This window comes from Leucobacter denitrificans (genome assembly GCF_014396385.1).
GTDB classification, from domain to species: domain Bacteria; phylum Actinomycetota; class Actinomycetes; order Actinomycetales; family Microbacteriaceae; genus Leucobacter; species Leucobacter denitrificans.
In genome coordinates this window covers 1,266,267-1,279,144 of sequence record NZ_CP060716.1, presented here as the reverse complement: position 1 = coordinate 1,279,144, position 12,878 = coordinate 1,266,267, and the positions used below count along the sequence as shown (strand labels likewise).

Genomic DNA, 12,878 nt, shown 5'->3' with positions numbered 1-12,878 from the left:
TATCGGCGCCCGGGATTGGAGTACGTGATGGAAAACGGTGGCGACTCTCGACCGTATGCGGATCGCAGTGCCGCCGGGGCCGTGCTCGCCGGTGTGGTTGCCGAGGCTCTCGCGGCGCAGGGAGCCGAAGGCGACGATCCACCAATTGTGCTTGCGCTGCCTCGCGGCGGCGTGCCCGTTGCAGAACCGGTCGCCGCCGCCCTCGGCGTGCCGCTCAATGTGCTCATTGTGCGAAAGCTCGGCATGCCTGGGCAGCCAGAGGTCGCGATGGGTGCGGTTGCAGCGGTGGGCGAGACGATCGTGCGCGTCGAAAACCCGGAGCTCGCCGAAGCCGTTCGGCAATGGGGTGCAGACGCGAAGGAAGCCGAACAGATCGAAGCCGCCGAGGTCGCCGAACTTCGGCGAAGACGAGCAGACTACAGGCGCGGTCGGTCAGACCTCGACCTCGCCGACCGCACAGTGCTCCTCGTCGACGACGGCGTTGCGACCGGTGCGACTGCGCTCGCCGCAATTCGCGCCGCCAGGGCCGCAGGCGCTGCCCGCGTCATACTCGCACTACCGGTCATCGTCGGCTCTGTGCCCGCTGCATTCTTGGAGGAGGTCGACGAAGTGCTGTGCCCGTGGATCGCGCCGAGACTTCACGCGGTAGGCATGGCTTATCTTGACTTCCGCCAGGTCTCCGACGCCGAGGTGCTCGAGATCCTGGAGCAGGCGAAGGCGTAGCTTCTTCGGCTAAATATGCGCAGAAATGTCTGTAAATCTGGCGCTAAAGAGCGGATTTCTCTGCGCAGATATTCCCGCTTTCAACCTACTTGGGGTGAAATCATAGGTCTCGCATAGGCATTTTCGGTGGGATGGGATCACCGCGCAACACGCGCGCTGATTTCAGGAGAACCTTTGTCCGTCAACGCCCTCATACTCATCACCGTCGATATCGTCGCTGCCCTCGTGCTCGTGTTCGGTATCTACTACCCAAGGCATCGGCGAAGAGACCTGGTGGTTGCGTTTCTCGGCGTGAATGTCGGCGTGCTCGCTGTCGCGTCGGTGCTCGGCACTGCCGAGGTCGCGATCGGGCTGGGGCTCGGGCTGTTCGGTGTACTCTCGATCATCAGGCTTCGATCCTCGGAGATCTCGCAGCGCGAAGTCGCCTACTATTTCGCGGCCCTCGCGATGGGCCTCATCGGCGGCCTGGCGCAGTCGAGCGTCATCGTTCCGAGCGTGCTCATCTTCGTTATTCTCGTGGTGATGTGGGCGGCGGATCACCCATCGCTCCTCTCCCGTAGCAGGCAACAGGTGATCCGCCTCGATCGCGCGATTGCCAATGAGGATGAGCTGAAGACCGAGCTCGAGCGCAAGCTCGGGGCGACCGTCACCTCGCTCACTGTGCAGAGCACGGACTACGTGAACGACCTCACGCTCGTCGACGTGCGCTACCGCGTGCCGACCGTCACTTCGGGAGCAGCCTCGCTGAAGTCGCGGGCCCCGGCAGCTCAGCCAGCGACACCAGCCGCACCCCACCAACCGCACGCTGAGCAACAGATCTTTCGCTCAGTATCGGCGTCGCACCACTCCTCTGGCGGCCCCCGATGATCGACGTATCATTCGCGAGGTTCGCCCCGGTAGGGCTCGATGAGCTCGCCAGCGAAGCCGCACTGCTCACGAGGGTGGACCGCAAGTACTTGGTGCCGATCCACACCGCGCTAACGCTGATTGATGGGCTCGACTCGGGCACCAGAGTGCTTGAGATTGATCGAACGCGACGCCTCTCGTATGACTCTCTCTATTTCGACACATTCGACCGTCTAAGTTTTCGGCTCACCGCTCAGCGGCGTAGGCGGCGTTTTAAGATCCGCACGAGGCACTACTGCGACACGGGCGAATCGTTTGTCGAGGTCAAGACTAAGGGTGGGCGCGGAACGACGGTGAAGCGGCGCATGCCGATCGACCCTCAGGCGCGCGGTGAGCTCACGCCCGAAGCGGCGGGGTTCGTGCGGGCAACCCTCGCGGAGCAAGGAGTCGATCCCGCAGTTGTGGATCGGTTGCATCCTGCGTTGCGGAGCACCTATACGCGATCCACCCTGCTCATACGTGGCGGCAGCCGCGCGACGATCGATACCCACCTCGCCTGGGTGAGCCCCTCGTGGCGGCACGACGGAGCAGCACGCACCCTGAGCATGACCGATCACGCGATCATCGAATCGAAGTCGCTCGGAGGCCCCAGCGAGATCGACCGCACCCTCTGGCGCCTCGGCCACAGACCGAGTGGAATCAGCAAGTTCGGCACAGGAACGGCGGCGCTGCACCCAGAACTACCGAGCAACAAGTGGGCGCGCGTGCTGCGCGGCCCGTTCTCGCACAACGCACCACTACACCCAAGGATTCACTCATGAAACGATCGCTCCTATTCACCCCGCCTGCGCTCGCTGACAATGCCGACTACACGACCGTGAACGAGGATGAGTGGTCAGCGGTTGATGCAACAGCTATCGATCTGTCTGCCGCGTCGTCTCCCGTCACGATCAGCGAAGCTGGCGTATACCAGTTGAGCGGATCGCTCCAGGGTCAAGTGCTCGTCGAGGCTGCGGAGGACGCACTCGTCGTGCTCGTCTTGGATAGCGCGCACATCGACAACCCCGATGGCCCCGCGATCGAGGTGCGGGGGGCTGACGATGTGGCGATCCACCTGGCTGAAGGCAGTGAGAACTTAGTGTCTGACGCCTCATCGTACGCCGAGGATGCCGAGGCGAACGCAGCGATCTACTCGGAGCAGGACCTCACGATCTCTGGTTCAGGGTCTCTCGCCGTTCAGGCGAACGGCAACGACGGAATCACGAGCAAGGATGACCTTGTGATTCTCTCAGGCAATGTGGCCGTCAGTGCCGCCGACGATGCACTGCGCGGCAAGGATTCGCTCGTCGTGGAGGGCGGTTCAGTCGTGCTCGATGCTACCGCTGGTGACGGCTTGAAGAGCGACCAAGAAGACGACGAAACCCAAGGCTATGTGTATATCTCGGGCGGATCGATCGACATCGCAGCGGGTGACGATGGGGTGCAGGCGCAGACCGACACCATCATCGCGGGTGGATCGCTCGCCGTGTCGGCCGCCGACGACGGTGTGAAGGGAGAGGTGATCCTCTCGGTCGGCGACGGGCAGGTCACCGTAACAGAGTCGACAGAGGCGATGGAGGCCGCGTACATCGGCATCTCAGGTGGCACGATCGACCTCACCGCCTCAGATGACGGCATTAACGCGTCGGGGGCAACAGAGCTCGGAGCAGCCGACTCGGGTGCAGCCGAGCCTGCAGCAGAATCTGCAGTGGGGCCGGGTGGTGGCATGGCCGGTGGTGGCATGGCCGACACGGGTGAGCGCCTTGAAATTTCTGGTGGATCGGTGACCGTCGATGCTGAGGGCGACGGGATCGACTCGAACGGATCGCTCTCGATCTCGGGCGGTGACACCGTGGTGTACGGCCCGACCCGTGCCGGCAATGGTGGTATCGATGCGAACGGTGCCATCTCAGTCACCGGCGGCACGGTACGTTCGCTGAGCGCTGGAGGCATGGAGGTCGGCCTCGGTGATGACGGCCAGGGCTGGGTGCTCGTGAGCGCGTCGCTCGGGGCGGGTCAAGAGGCCGAGATAGTCGACGAGTCTGGTGCGGTGGTGGCGACCTTCACCTCGCGCAAACAGGCGAGCTCGGTAACGTATTCGGCCGCCGATATTGAACATGGATCGACCTACGCCGTGAACGTCGACGGTGTCGAGGTTGGTGCAGCAGTCGCTGGTGAGGGCGCAGAATCCATGGGTGGGCCCGGTGGAGTTGGCGGTGCGCCCGGTGGTGCCGGCCACGGGCCCGGGGATGGTGCTGCTGCTCCAGGTGCGCTTGGTGGCTTCAACTCAGGGGAGATGCCGGAGGGAATGAAGCCCCCAGAGGGAATGGAGCCCCCAACCTCCTAGATCCACTTCGACACCTCGCCCCCATCCTTCAAAATCGGTCCAAGAAAGTCCGACTTTTTCCGCAATTCGAACTGAGTTTCTTGGTCCGATTTTGTTGATGGGTGGGGTGGTGGGCTTAGGTGTGGTGCTTGCTGCTTCGCTTCCAGTACCCGTGCATCGAGAGCTGCTGCTTTGGCAGTTCGAGCTGCTTCTTGAGGTAGCGCCTCAGCGGGGCAAGCAAGTGCTTCTCGCCCGCGGCAAACACGAAAGTTTCGGCATCGATGCTCAGGTTTCGAAGCGCGGCTTCGTGCTCGTCCGCGGCCTCCGGGTACTTCACCACCCGAAGATCGAGGCGCTCGCGCCCAGGCACTTCGGCGAAGTACGCGTCGACGCACTCAGTTGAAGCGGCGAAGAGGCACACGATCGGAACATCCCCGAGATCCACAATGAGGCGGGCGGCCGCGGGAAAACCGGTCTCGTCAGCGATAATCACCGCAGACTTCGCCCACGTGGGCGCGAGTTCTGACCGCTTCGGCCCGGTGATGACCAGTGGATCGCCAAGACCAGCATCAGCCGCCCACTCCGACGCGGGTCCCGCGGCGTCACCACCACCACCAGCACCGTCGCTAGCGCCCTCACCCTCGCGACCGTGCCCGTGCAAGACAAAGTCGATGTCGAGCTCTGCGGGCCGATCGCCGACGGCGTCTCGAAACGCCCGCACTGTGTAGTCGCGTGTGGCAGAGGTTTTCTTGCCAGTGTGCTTCAGCGATCCACCGACGAGTGCCGGGGCCGAGATCTCACCGTGCGAATCGGGCAAATAAATCTTGACGTGATCGTCGAACCCGGGCGCATTAAACCCAGTGAGGTCGTCGCCGACGAGCGTGACGCGAGCAATTGATGGCGTGATGCGCGCGGTGCGCACGACGGTGAGGTATCGCACCTGTGGCGGGTGCTTCACTGAATCGCTCATTGCTCCCACTTTCCTTCTCTTCAGGGTACGCGTGGAGCACGAAAACCGACCCCAAAAACAAATATCACAGAACGGTAACGAAATTCGCTATGCTTGGGTCACCGCGCGACGGGGCGCGGAGCAAGGAGACCGAGGATGCGCCACACCTACTCCCTGAGCGCGGTACTTACCCGCGCCCAGTCAGCGGGAACACGTATGGCGCTCTTTGCTGCCTTTCTCGTGCTCATGTTGGTCGCATCGCTCGGCTCGAATCCGTACGCCGCGAACGCCAGTACCCTCCAGTTGCACGGCGCTCTGAGCCGTGACGAAGGTTTCGGAATTATCGCGCACCGCGGCGCGGCCTCCGATGCCCCAGAGAACACGCTCGTCGCAATGCGCATCTCATTCGACCGTGGCGTCGATTTTGTTGAAGCAGATCTGCATCTCACGGCCGACGGTGTGCCGGTGCTCATGCACGATCCAACCGTCGACCGCACCACGAACGGGTCTGGCGAGGTCGCCGACCTCACGCTCGCCGAAATCAAGGCGCTCGATGCGGGCTCGTGGTTCGGCCCAGAGTTTGCCGGCGAACCGGTGCCGACGCTCGAAGAATTTCTCGACGAACTCACCCCGACCAATAGTCGCGCGCTCATCGAGCTCAAGGGCCAGTGGAACGATGAGCAGGTGATGCACGCGGTCGAGTTGCTCCACGATCGTTATTTGGTGGATCGGGTCGCCTTCGAATCCTTCGAACTCGAAAACCTGGTGCGCCTTGAGGCGCTCGCGCCCGAATTCGCCCGGGTCATGCTCACGCGCGAGTGGAACCGTGAGACCCTCGAAACCGCCTCGGTGCTCGGCGCATCGGCAGTCGGAGCGAGAAACCGTGTCTTTTCGAGTAACTTTGGGCTCATTTCTGAGGCTCGCACCCTAGGAATTGGCACAATGGTGTACACGCTCAATAGCAAGAGCAAGTGGTCGAAGGCGCGCAATCGCGGCATCGACCTCATCATCACCGATAACCCCGTTGCGCTCGAAGACTGGCGAGGGGTCAATCTCTAACGAAGGAGCCCTGCCCATGGCCGCATCGATCCGCATCGGAACATCTGACCTCAGCATCGCGCCGCTCGCGCTCGGCACCAACGTCTTTGGGTGGACGGCAGACCGCGACGCCTCGTTCGGAGTTCTCGACGGGTACGTTGCTGGCGGCGCGAACTTCGTCGACACCGCCGATGGGTACTCGCACTGGGTGCCGGGCAACGGTGGTGGTGAGTCAGAGACCATTATCGGTGAGTGGATCGCCTCACGTGGTGCGCGCGAGCAGCTGGTGCTCGCAACGAAAGTGTCGACTCACCCACAGTTCTCAGGGCTCGCTGCCTCGAATGTTCGTGCGGCGGTTGATGCGTCGCTGAATCGGCTGCAGACCGACCGTATCGATCTCTACTACGCCCACTTCGACGACGCTGACACGCCGTTGGAGGAGACTGTCGCTGTGTTCTCGGAGTTGGTAGACGCTGGGAAGATCCGCTCGATTGGTGTCTCAAATTACACCGCTGAGCGAGTCGCGGAGTGGTTCGCGATTGCCAAGGATGGCGGCTATCACCTGCCCGTCGCGCTGCAGCCGCTCTACAGCCTGGTCGAGCGAGGTTTCGAGTCCAACGGGCTGCGTGAAGTTGCTACTTCTGAGGGTCTCACAGTATTTCCGTACTACGCGCTCGCGAGGGGCTTTCTCGCTGGAAAGTACCGCGACGCCGCAGACGCTACGCTGCCGGGTGCGAGCCCGCGCGCTGCCCTGGCATCGGAGTACCTCGACGATCGGGGCCGCCGCGTGCTCGGTGCTCTTGACGAGATCGCCGCGTCGCACGGGGTAGAGGTTGCGTCGGTGTCGCTCGCGTGGCTCAGGCAGCAGCCGACTGTAGGCGCACCGATCGCGAGCGCCCGCAACACCGAGCAACTCCCCGCGCTTCTCGCGTCCCTCGACCTTGAGCTCTCCGCACCCGAGCTCGACGCCCTCACCGCCGTCTCGGCTTAGGGTCGGCTAGCCGATCCACCCCGAACTTCGCGTCAGGCGAAGTTTGAGCACCACGCGAACCCAAACCGCGATTTTTGTTCGCGCGACGCTCTTTTTTCGCCTGACGCTGAGTAGAGGTGGCCGCTTTGATCCCATTCACTCATCGGGAACCCACCTATCCTCCGATGCATCTTGAACATTAATGTTGCCTATGTCTTAACTTCGCGTATGCTGAGGAAATTGGTGCGGACTCTTTGGGAACGCGGTAATGGGGGAGTTATAAATGGGCGAAGTATCGGCCGGCTACTCGGCGGACAAAAAGCGAAACTGGGGTAAGTGGAAGTCGGTAGGCATACCGGTGTTGTCTGCGGTGCTTGCGCTAGGAATCGGCTCGGGCATCGGCTCCTCAACCTCAAAGGGTGAGATCGAGGAATATCAGGAGACTCAACTGTCTCTGGAATCGAAAGTCGACACGCTCGAGCAGACGAGGCTCACTGTCACCACCGAACTTGCTGAAGTCGAGGATGAGCGAGCGGTGCTCGCCGAAAAGCATGACGCACATAAGGGAGAAATCTCAGAGCTAAAGTCGAAGGTCGCTGATCTCGAATCCGAGGTCACGCGTCTCGAAGGAGAACTTGCAAAGGCAAAGGCCGAGAGCGCGGCTGCTCCCGTTCCTCTTGCTTCGCCGGCACCCGCCCCGGCCCCTGCTCCTGCTGCACCGAGTGCTCCGAGCTACTTTGCAAACTGTACAGCAGCACGAGCAGCGGGGGCTGCGCCAGTTCGTTCAGGAGATCCTGGTTACGGTAGGCATCTCGACCGTGACGGCGACGGAATCGGATGTGAGTAACCAACCTGGGAGAATGGGTGGGTGAGCCAGACTGATGAAATTGGGGACGAGAGTTCAGCTACTGCGGAAGCGGGTATTGGTGGTGTGGGCACTGATCCACAACGCGTGAGCGCTGGTGTCGGACCGTGGCCGGGTGGGCGCGACGAGTGGCCCGACGAAGAGCATTACGACCCCGAGCTGCTCGAGCACGGCGATACCCGCAATGTAATTGACCGGTACCGGTACTGGCGCATGGACGCGATCGTTGCGGATCTCGACGAACACCGCCACACGTTTCACGTCGCGATCGAGAACTGGCAGCACGACATGAACATCGGCTCGATCGTGCGCAGCGCGAACGCGTTCGCAACCGACACCGTGCACATCGTGGGGCGCAGGCGTTGGAACAAGCGCGGCGCGATGGTGACCGACCGCTATCAGCACGTTCAGTATCACCCCGATGTCGCGGCACTCACCGAGTGGGCAGCATCCCAGAACCTCCCGATCATCGCAATCGACAACGTGCCTGGCTGTGTACCCATGGAATCGTTCGAGTGGCCCGAGCGCTGCATCATGCTGTTCGGTCAAGAGGGGCCGGGTCTCTCTGACGAGGCGATCGCCGCCGCCGAAGCGGTGGTTGAGATCACGCAGTATGGATCCACGAGATCGATCAACGCCTCAGCCGCTGCCGCGGTGGCCATGTACTCGTGGGTGACCCAGAACTCCCCGCTCGCACCCCGCTCGCTCAACTGATTCGCAGTACCTTTGCGCAACGGGTATTGGGGAGTAGCACGGGGATGCTGTACGAACTTCATCTCGGAATGTCCTAGCTGGCATCATCCCAGTGTGTGGTGACCTGGAGCATTGAGATTCGGACGACGTCAACGAGGTAACACACGCGCCTGCTCGTACACTCGAGAAAGTGCTTGGGGACAAACTGCCCAGAACTGGACTCGACGAACAGTCTGTGATTGTTCAAAATGACGGTGTTGAATCAATCTGTTGAATACACCAGCTCAATCGCTACAAAGCAATGACTAAGTACTCCGCTCGTACTTCGTACTCGACGCCACATGAACAATGCGTTCGCCCACGCTTAGTCGAGAATCGAGCCGTCAAGTACGACACAATTAGATGCGTCGGCGACCTCTCCGCGGATATCTTGATATTATGCCAACTGTAAGATTCTTTGTTTTTGTCTGACCCTTTAAGGGGGCTCCCGTGACCGTCCATGTACATATGGCGGAAGCGGTCGATCCGGAAGCCGACGAGCAACGTGCGCTTGGTAGCCGCTTGCGGGCGCTTCGGAAGGCAAAGCACATGCCTCTTCGTGAGGTTGCCCGCCTGGCAGAAGTTTCCGAAAGCTTCCTCTCGCAAATAGAGCGTGGACTCACCAGCCCTTCAATCTCGTCGTTGCGTCGCATTTGCGTGGCGCTTGGAGAGAATATGGGCGCGCTCTTCAACGACGCACATGAACCACAGCAGGTTGATCAGCACCTCGTGCGGTTCCAAGACCGACGTCGTATTTTCCGGCCCGATGGCAGCGCTAACTATCTCATTACACCGAAGATCGCTAAGGATCTCGAGATCCATCACAATGTGATCGCACCGGGGCGAAGCTCTGGAGCCGAGCCATACAGTCATCAAGGAAATGAAGAGTGTGTACTCGTGCTTGAGGGCAGACTGCACTTCGAATGGAATGGCAATCCCTACGACTTAGGTCCGGGTGATGCGATCCTTATAGACCCGAAACTTGATCATTCGTTTTCGAACAACACCGACGAGAATGCCGTCGTGCTCTGGGTGATTTCGTCCGCACAGAACGACATCTAGAGAAGTCTCATCTAAGATTCAATTCTTCCGATATCAACAGAGATTAGCGTTGGACTTTCCTGTTGCAATGCCCAAACTAAAGCTTCACGAAACTCTATTTCGTCTTCTCCGTCGGCAACGATCGATCGCGCATCGATCCTGAATCCTCGAGAAATAGCCACGAGATCAGGGGGTGGGAAGTCGACTCCTACGGGTGCGATACCAGCTTGCTCCATACCATCGCGAATTTCTCTGTAACCGCCATTGACGAAAACGACAGTAATAATGGGTAGGGAGTATTCCGCGATTGTCGCAAGCTCCTGGACGCTGAAAAGCATGCCACCTTCTCCAGTGAAGGCCACGACGCGGTCGACCTCCTGTGCAAGCACCGCGCCTATAGCTGCTGGCAACGCATAGCCGAGAGTCCCGTAGCCCGCGGGATAGAGGAAGCGATTCGGTCGAGTGGCCTTCCAGAACGTGGCGGTACCAAAGTATGTCGCCTGAGATGAATCACCCGCAACAGCGATGTCGAGGCCTGCGGTAAGATCCTGAAGATGCTCGTGAAACGCCCGATATACCTGCCCTCCCTGAACGAGATCAGCTGAGATTTCCCGGGCAGCCTCACTCGCCCGTGTATGAAGAGATGCGTCTACATCCTCTCGTTTCACTTTGCTTGCCAATTTAGAGATGCGTGCGGAAAGTTGCGGCATGATTTCCTCGGTGCGGCCCCGAAGCGCGAACTGAGGATCGGCATTCGCAGAAATGGTCTGAGGGTCGACGTCCACGCGTACCATCCGACCACCTCCTGTTGGGAAGGGTCCCCAGAACTCGGACCTGCCGAGATCTGAGCCGACGACCAGCAATGCATCGGAACTCTCGATGAGACGTTTACCCGATGCGGTACGCAGCGACACGCCTAGCGAGAGCGGATGTCGTTCGTCGAGTACACCCTTGGCATTCGCGGTCGTCATCACCAGCGCGCCCAACCCTTCCGCGATTTCACGCACCGCGCCTACCGCGAGATGATTTGTCGCGCCGCGCCCCACAATGATGAGGGGAGACGACGAGGAGGCGAGGAATTGGGCAGCCCGATCAATGTCGTGTTTCGTAGCGTTAGTATGCTCGCCAAGCGCACTAACTGTTGACCCACCCTCGCTGCATATGTTCGCAGGGGCACCAAACATGTCGAAAGGAATCTCAAGGTAGGCAGGCAGTGGTCGCTCATTTTCCCAAGAGCGGGCGACTTCGTCGATGAACTTGATAGCCTCTGAACCGCTTTGTGCACGTCGGCTCCGCACGAGTTGGCTCATTAGTCCGAGCTGGGATGGCAAGTCGTGCAGCCATCCCTCGTCCCTTCCCACCCCGCTTTCGGGTATGCCAGGGGCAATGGCGAGGATAGGCACCGATGCTGCACGCGCCGTGGCGAGGGCAGTGACGAGATTCGTGATGCCGGGTCCCGTAGTGGTAACAACTACAGCAGGCTTTCCGGTCAGTCGGGCATGCGCGTCTGCTGCATACCCGAGGCCCTGCTCGTGATGAGCGGATATGATTTCAATGCCAGCCGCGCCGAGAGATCGGAATAGCTCGAGGTTATGCGTGCCGGGAATGCCAAAGACACGCTCGATACCGTACTGTGCCAGCCGACGCGCAATCGAATCGGCGACTGTCAGGTCGATCGATGCCGCTTCGGCCGACGCACGGGTTGCGGAACTGCCCTCGGGGTACGCCGACTGCTGTGAAGCTGCGGTCATTGTCCTTCTCCACTGGGTGCGGCGGCACGCGCCGACAACGAACCGTGCACCACGTCACCGCCCACAATGGTTGCGAGCGTTTGCACACCGGCGAAGTCCTCTGTCGCGAGTTCAAAGGGGTCGCTGTCGACTACTGCGAGGTCGGCGAAGTACCCGGGAGCGAGTCGACCTTTCTTTGTCTCCTGCATGGTGGCGTAGGCCGCATCGACAGTGAACGCCTTAAGCGCGGTTTGCACATCCACGGTTTCGCCGGGGCTCACCTCGATACCATTCTTGTTTGTGAGTTGCAACATGCACTGCATTGTGAACCACGGGTTCGTAGTGAATGGCTGCGCACCTGCCGTATCGGAATTGCCGGGTATGCGCCCCTGGATCCTATTGAGTGTTCTCAGGGAGAATTTCGCTGCTCCAGGTGGTTGACGTTTCGCGGGGTCGTCAGGCTCCGCAAATACGAAACCGGGGTTCGGTACAGCAATTCCCCCAGCAGCCACGAGTCGCTCGAGATGTTTGGTGCCGAAACTCTCATTGAAGAAGTGCTCGATTCGTAAACGATGGTCGATCTCTGGAAACAATTGATGTACCCGCTCGATTGCCGACACTGCAATCTCTTGGGCTAGGTCACCAATAGCATGCGTGCACACCTGCATACCGGCTCGCACGGCAGCGACAAGTTCTTCAACAAGTGTTGGGTACAGCCGTGTCAGCAATCCCCACCCGTCGGCAGGAGCATTAAGATCCTCAGACCGGAAGGCTCCATCTCGTCCACCATCCATGAAAACCTTGATTCCTTGGATCCAATATCGATCATCGCCAAGTTGACCGCCCAGCACTCGAGCAGTGTTTTTCGTCGCATCGATGAGCGGCTGGTGGCCAGGCCGTGCGGTAAGAAGCACGCCGAGACGAGGAATTTCGTGTGTGCGAGCTAGAACCTGCATCGCCTGCAGTCCCTCAGCCGTGCACCCGATCTCGTGCACTGTGGTGACACCGTTCTTGAGGAACAGCTCGCGGAGAGACTCCTGGATGGCCAGCTCTAGCCGTTCTTTTGTATACGGTGGTATGGCGAGGAGATCCCATGCCTCCTCGAGCACACCATTGAGATGACCCTGTTCGTCTCGCTGGATCCGTGCTCCGGGAGGAGCGGTTGTGAGCTCATCAATACCGCTGGTTTCGAGCGCAGCTTGATTCACGACGTATTTGTGCATCGTCCATCGCACGGCAACGGCTCGATCAGGGAATGCCGCGTCGAGTTGGGCTTTGGTTGGTAGCTCCTGCCCGAAAGTTCCTTGTCCAATTGCCCACTCGCCTTTGGGTAGGTCAGCAGCACGCTTGGTAAGACGCTCCACGATCGCTTCAGGTGAGGTGAGGTCTCGCACATCAATCCAGAGGTGGCGAGAGAGTGCGATCATCTCGACGTGGGTGTGGGCATCGATGAATCCCGGGAGGATCGTTGCTCCTCCGAGGTCATATTCCAGAAAGTTGGGTCCTACCTTTGCAGTCGCCTCCGCTCGTACAGTCGCAAGGTCGCCAACGGCGAGAATCTCCCCTCCCCATACGGCGATCGCGTCGGCGCGGGGCATGTCCGCATCCATCGTGATGAC

Annotated in this window: 12 protein-coding genes; 9 read left to right on the top strand and 3 right to left on the bottom strand. The window is 60.4% G+C overall.

The features are described from left to right. The first annotated feature begins 27 nt into the window (after window positions 1-27). The 4 genes from H9L06_RS06155 to H9L06_RS06140 all read left to right on the top strand — a co-directional run bounded on the left by H9L06_RS06155 (window position 28) and on the right by H9L06_RS06140 (window position 3,955). Complete coding sequence (locus H9L06_RS06155; RefSeq protein ID WP_187554383.1) at window positions 28-723, top strand: phosphoribosyltransferase; 696 nt, start codon at window positions 28-30, stop codon at window positions 721-723. A 174-nt stretch (window positions 724-897) separates the two neighbouring features. Next, window positions 898-1,590 carry a DUF4956 domain-containing protein gene (locus tag H9L06_RS06150; RefSeq protein ID WP_187554382.1) on the top strand — a complete coding sequence of 231 codons (693 nt, stop codon included), beginning with the start codon at window positions 898-900 and terminating at the stop codon, window positions 1,588-1,590. Beyond that, a complete protein-coding gene (locus H9L06_RS06145; RefSeq protein WP_187554381.1) occupies window positions 1,587-2,390 on the top strand; it encodes a polyphosphate polymerase domain-containing protein in 804 nt (267 codons plus the stop codon). The genes H9L06_RS06150 and H9L06_RS06145 overlap by 4 nt, the downstream gene beginning before the upstream one ends. After that, window positions 2,387-3,955 (top strand): carbohydrate-binding domain-containing protein, encoded by a 1,569-nt coding sequence (locus H9L06_RS06140; RefSeq protein WP_187554380.1) that lies wholly within the window; start codon window positions 2,387-2,389, stop codon window positions 3,953-3,955. Before H9L06_RS06145 ends, H9L06_RS06140 begins: the two co-directional genes overlap by 4 nt. A gap of 115 nt (window positions 3,956-4,070) precedes the next feature. Here the strand turns inward: H9L06_RS06140 and H9L06_RS06135 are convergent, their stop codons facing one another. Beyond that, entirely contained in the window at window positions 4,071-4,904 is an 834-nt protein-coding gene (locus H9L06_RS06135; RefSeq protein WP_187554379.1) for a siderophore-interacting protein, read from the bottom strand. 135 nt (window positions 4,905-5,039) lie between these two features. On the opposite strand from H9L06_RS06135, the gene H9L06_RS06130 reads away from it, so the two are divergent. The 5 genes from H9L06_RS06130 (at window position 5,040) to H9L06_RS06110 (ending at window position 9,550) form a co-directional block, all read left to right on the top strand. Then, the gene (locus H9L06_RS06130; protein ID WP_246454275.1) at window positions 5,040-5,942 is read left to right on the top strand and encodes a glycerophosphodiester phosphodiesterase; all 903 of its coding nucleotides are present in this window, start codon (window positions 5,040-5,042) and stop codon (window positions 5,940-5,942) included. A 16-nt stretch (window positions 5,943-5,958) separates the two neighbouring features. Next, window positions 5,959-6,912, top strand: a complete 954-nt coding sequence (locus tag H9L06_RS06125) for an aldo/keto reductase (protein ID WP_187554378.1) — start codon at window positions 5,959-5,961, stop codon at window positions 6,910-6,912. A gap of 262 nt (window positions 6,913-7,174) precedes the next feature. Next, a complete protein-coding gene (locus H9L06_RS11960) occupies window positions 7,175-7,738 on the top strand; it encodes an excalibur calcium-binding domain-containing protein (protein ID WP_187554377.1) in 564 nt (187 codons plus the stop codon). 75 nt (window positions 7,739-7,813) lie between these two features. Then, window positions 7,814-8,470, top strand: a complete 657-nt coding sequence (locus H9L06_RS06115; protein ID WP_223165236.1) for a TrmH family RNA methyltransferase — start codon at window positions 7,814-7,816, stop codon at window positions 8,468-8,470. Window positions 8,471-8,938: 468 nt separating this feature from the next. Then, window positions 8,939-9,550: a cupin domain-containing protein gene (locus H9L06_RS06110; protein ID WP_187554376.1), complete on the top strand. Its 612-nt coding sequence runs from the start codon at window positions 8,939-8,941 to the stop codon at window positions 9,548-9,550. An 11-nt stretch (window positions 9,551-9,561) separates the two neighbouring features. On the opposite strand, the gene H9L06_RS06105 is transcribed toward H9L06_RS06110, so the two are convergent. Both H9L06_RS06105 and H9L06_RS06100 read right to left on the bottom strand, forming a co-directional pair. Continuing rightward, a complete protein-coding gene (locus tag H9L06_RS06105; protein ID WP_187554375.1) occupies window positions 9,562-11,280 on the bottom strand; it encodes a thiamine pyrophosphate-binding protein in 1,719 nt (572 codons plus the stop codon). Next, a complete protein-coding gene (locus H9L06_RS06100) occupies window positions 11,277-12,869 on the bottom strand; it encodes an amidohydrolase (protein WP_187554374.1) in 1,593 nt (530 codons plus the stop codon). The genes H9L06_RS06105 and H9L06_RS06100 overlap by 4 nt, the downstream gene beginning before the upstream one ends. Between the last annotated feature and the right edge of the window lie 9 nt (window positions 12,870-12,878).

What these genes read in the sequence shown, in the direction of transcription:
- H9L06_RS06155 (WP_187554383.1), top strand. Translation starts at nt 28, where the DNA reads ATGGAAAACGGTGGCGACTCTCGACCGTATGCGGATCGCAGTGCCGCC.
- H9L06_RS06145 (WP_187554381.1), top strand. Translation starts at nt 1,587, where the DNA reads ATGATCGACGTATCATTCGCGAGGTTCGCCCCGGTAGGGCTCGATGAG.
- H9L06_RS06140 (WP_187554380.1), top strand. Translation starts at nt 2,387, where the DNA reads ATGAAACGATCGCTCCTATTCACCCCGCCTGCGCTCGCTGACAATGCC.
- H9L06_RS06135 (WP_187554379.1), bottom strand. Translation starts at nt 4,904, where the DNA reads ATGAGCGATTCAGTGAAGCACCCGCCACAGGTGCGATACCTCACCGTC.
- H9L06_RS06130 (WP_246454275.1), top strand. Translation starts at nt 5,040, where the DNA reads ATGCGCCACACCTACTCCCTGAGCGCGGTACTTACCCGCGCCCAGTCA.
- H9L06_RS06125 (WP_187554378.1), top strand. Translation starts at nt 5,959, where the DNA reads ATGGCCGCATCGATCCGCATCGGAACATCTGACCTCAGCATCGCGCCG.
- H9L06_RS11960 (WP_187554377.1), top strand. Translation starts at nt 7,175, where the DNA reads ATGGGCGAAGTATCGGCCGGCTACTCGGCGGACAAAAAGCGAAACTGG.
- H9L06_RS06105 (WP_187554375.1), bottom strand. Translation starts at nt 11,280, where the DNA reads ATGACCGCAGCTTCACAGCAGTCGGCGTACCCCGAGGGCAGTTCCGCA.
- H9L06_RS06100 (WP_187554374.1), bottom strand. Translation starts at nt 12,869, where the DNA reads ATGGATGCGGACATGCCCCGCGCCGACGCGATCGCCGTATGGGGAGGG.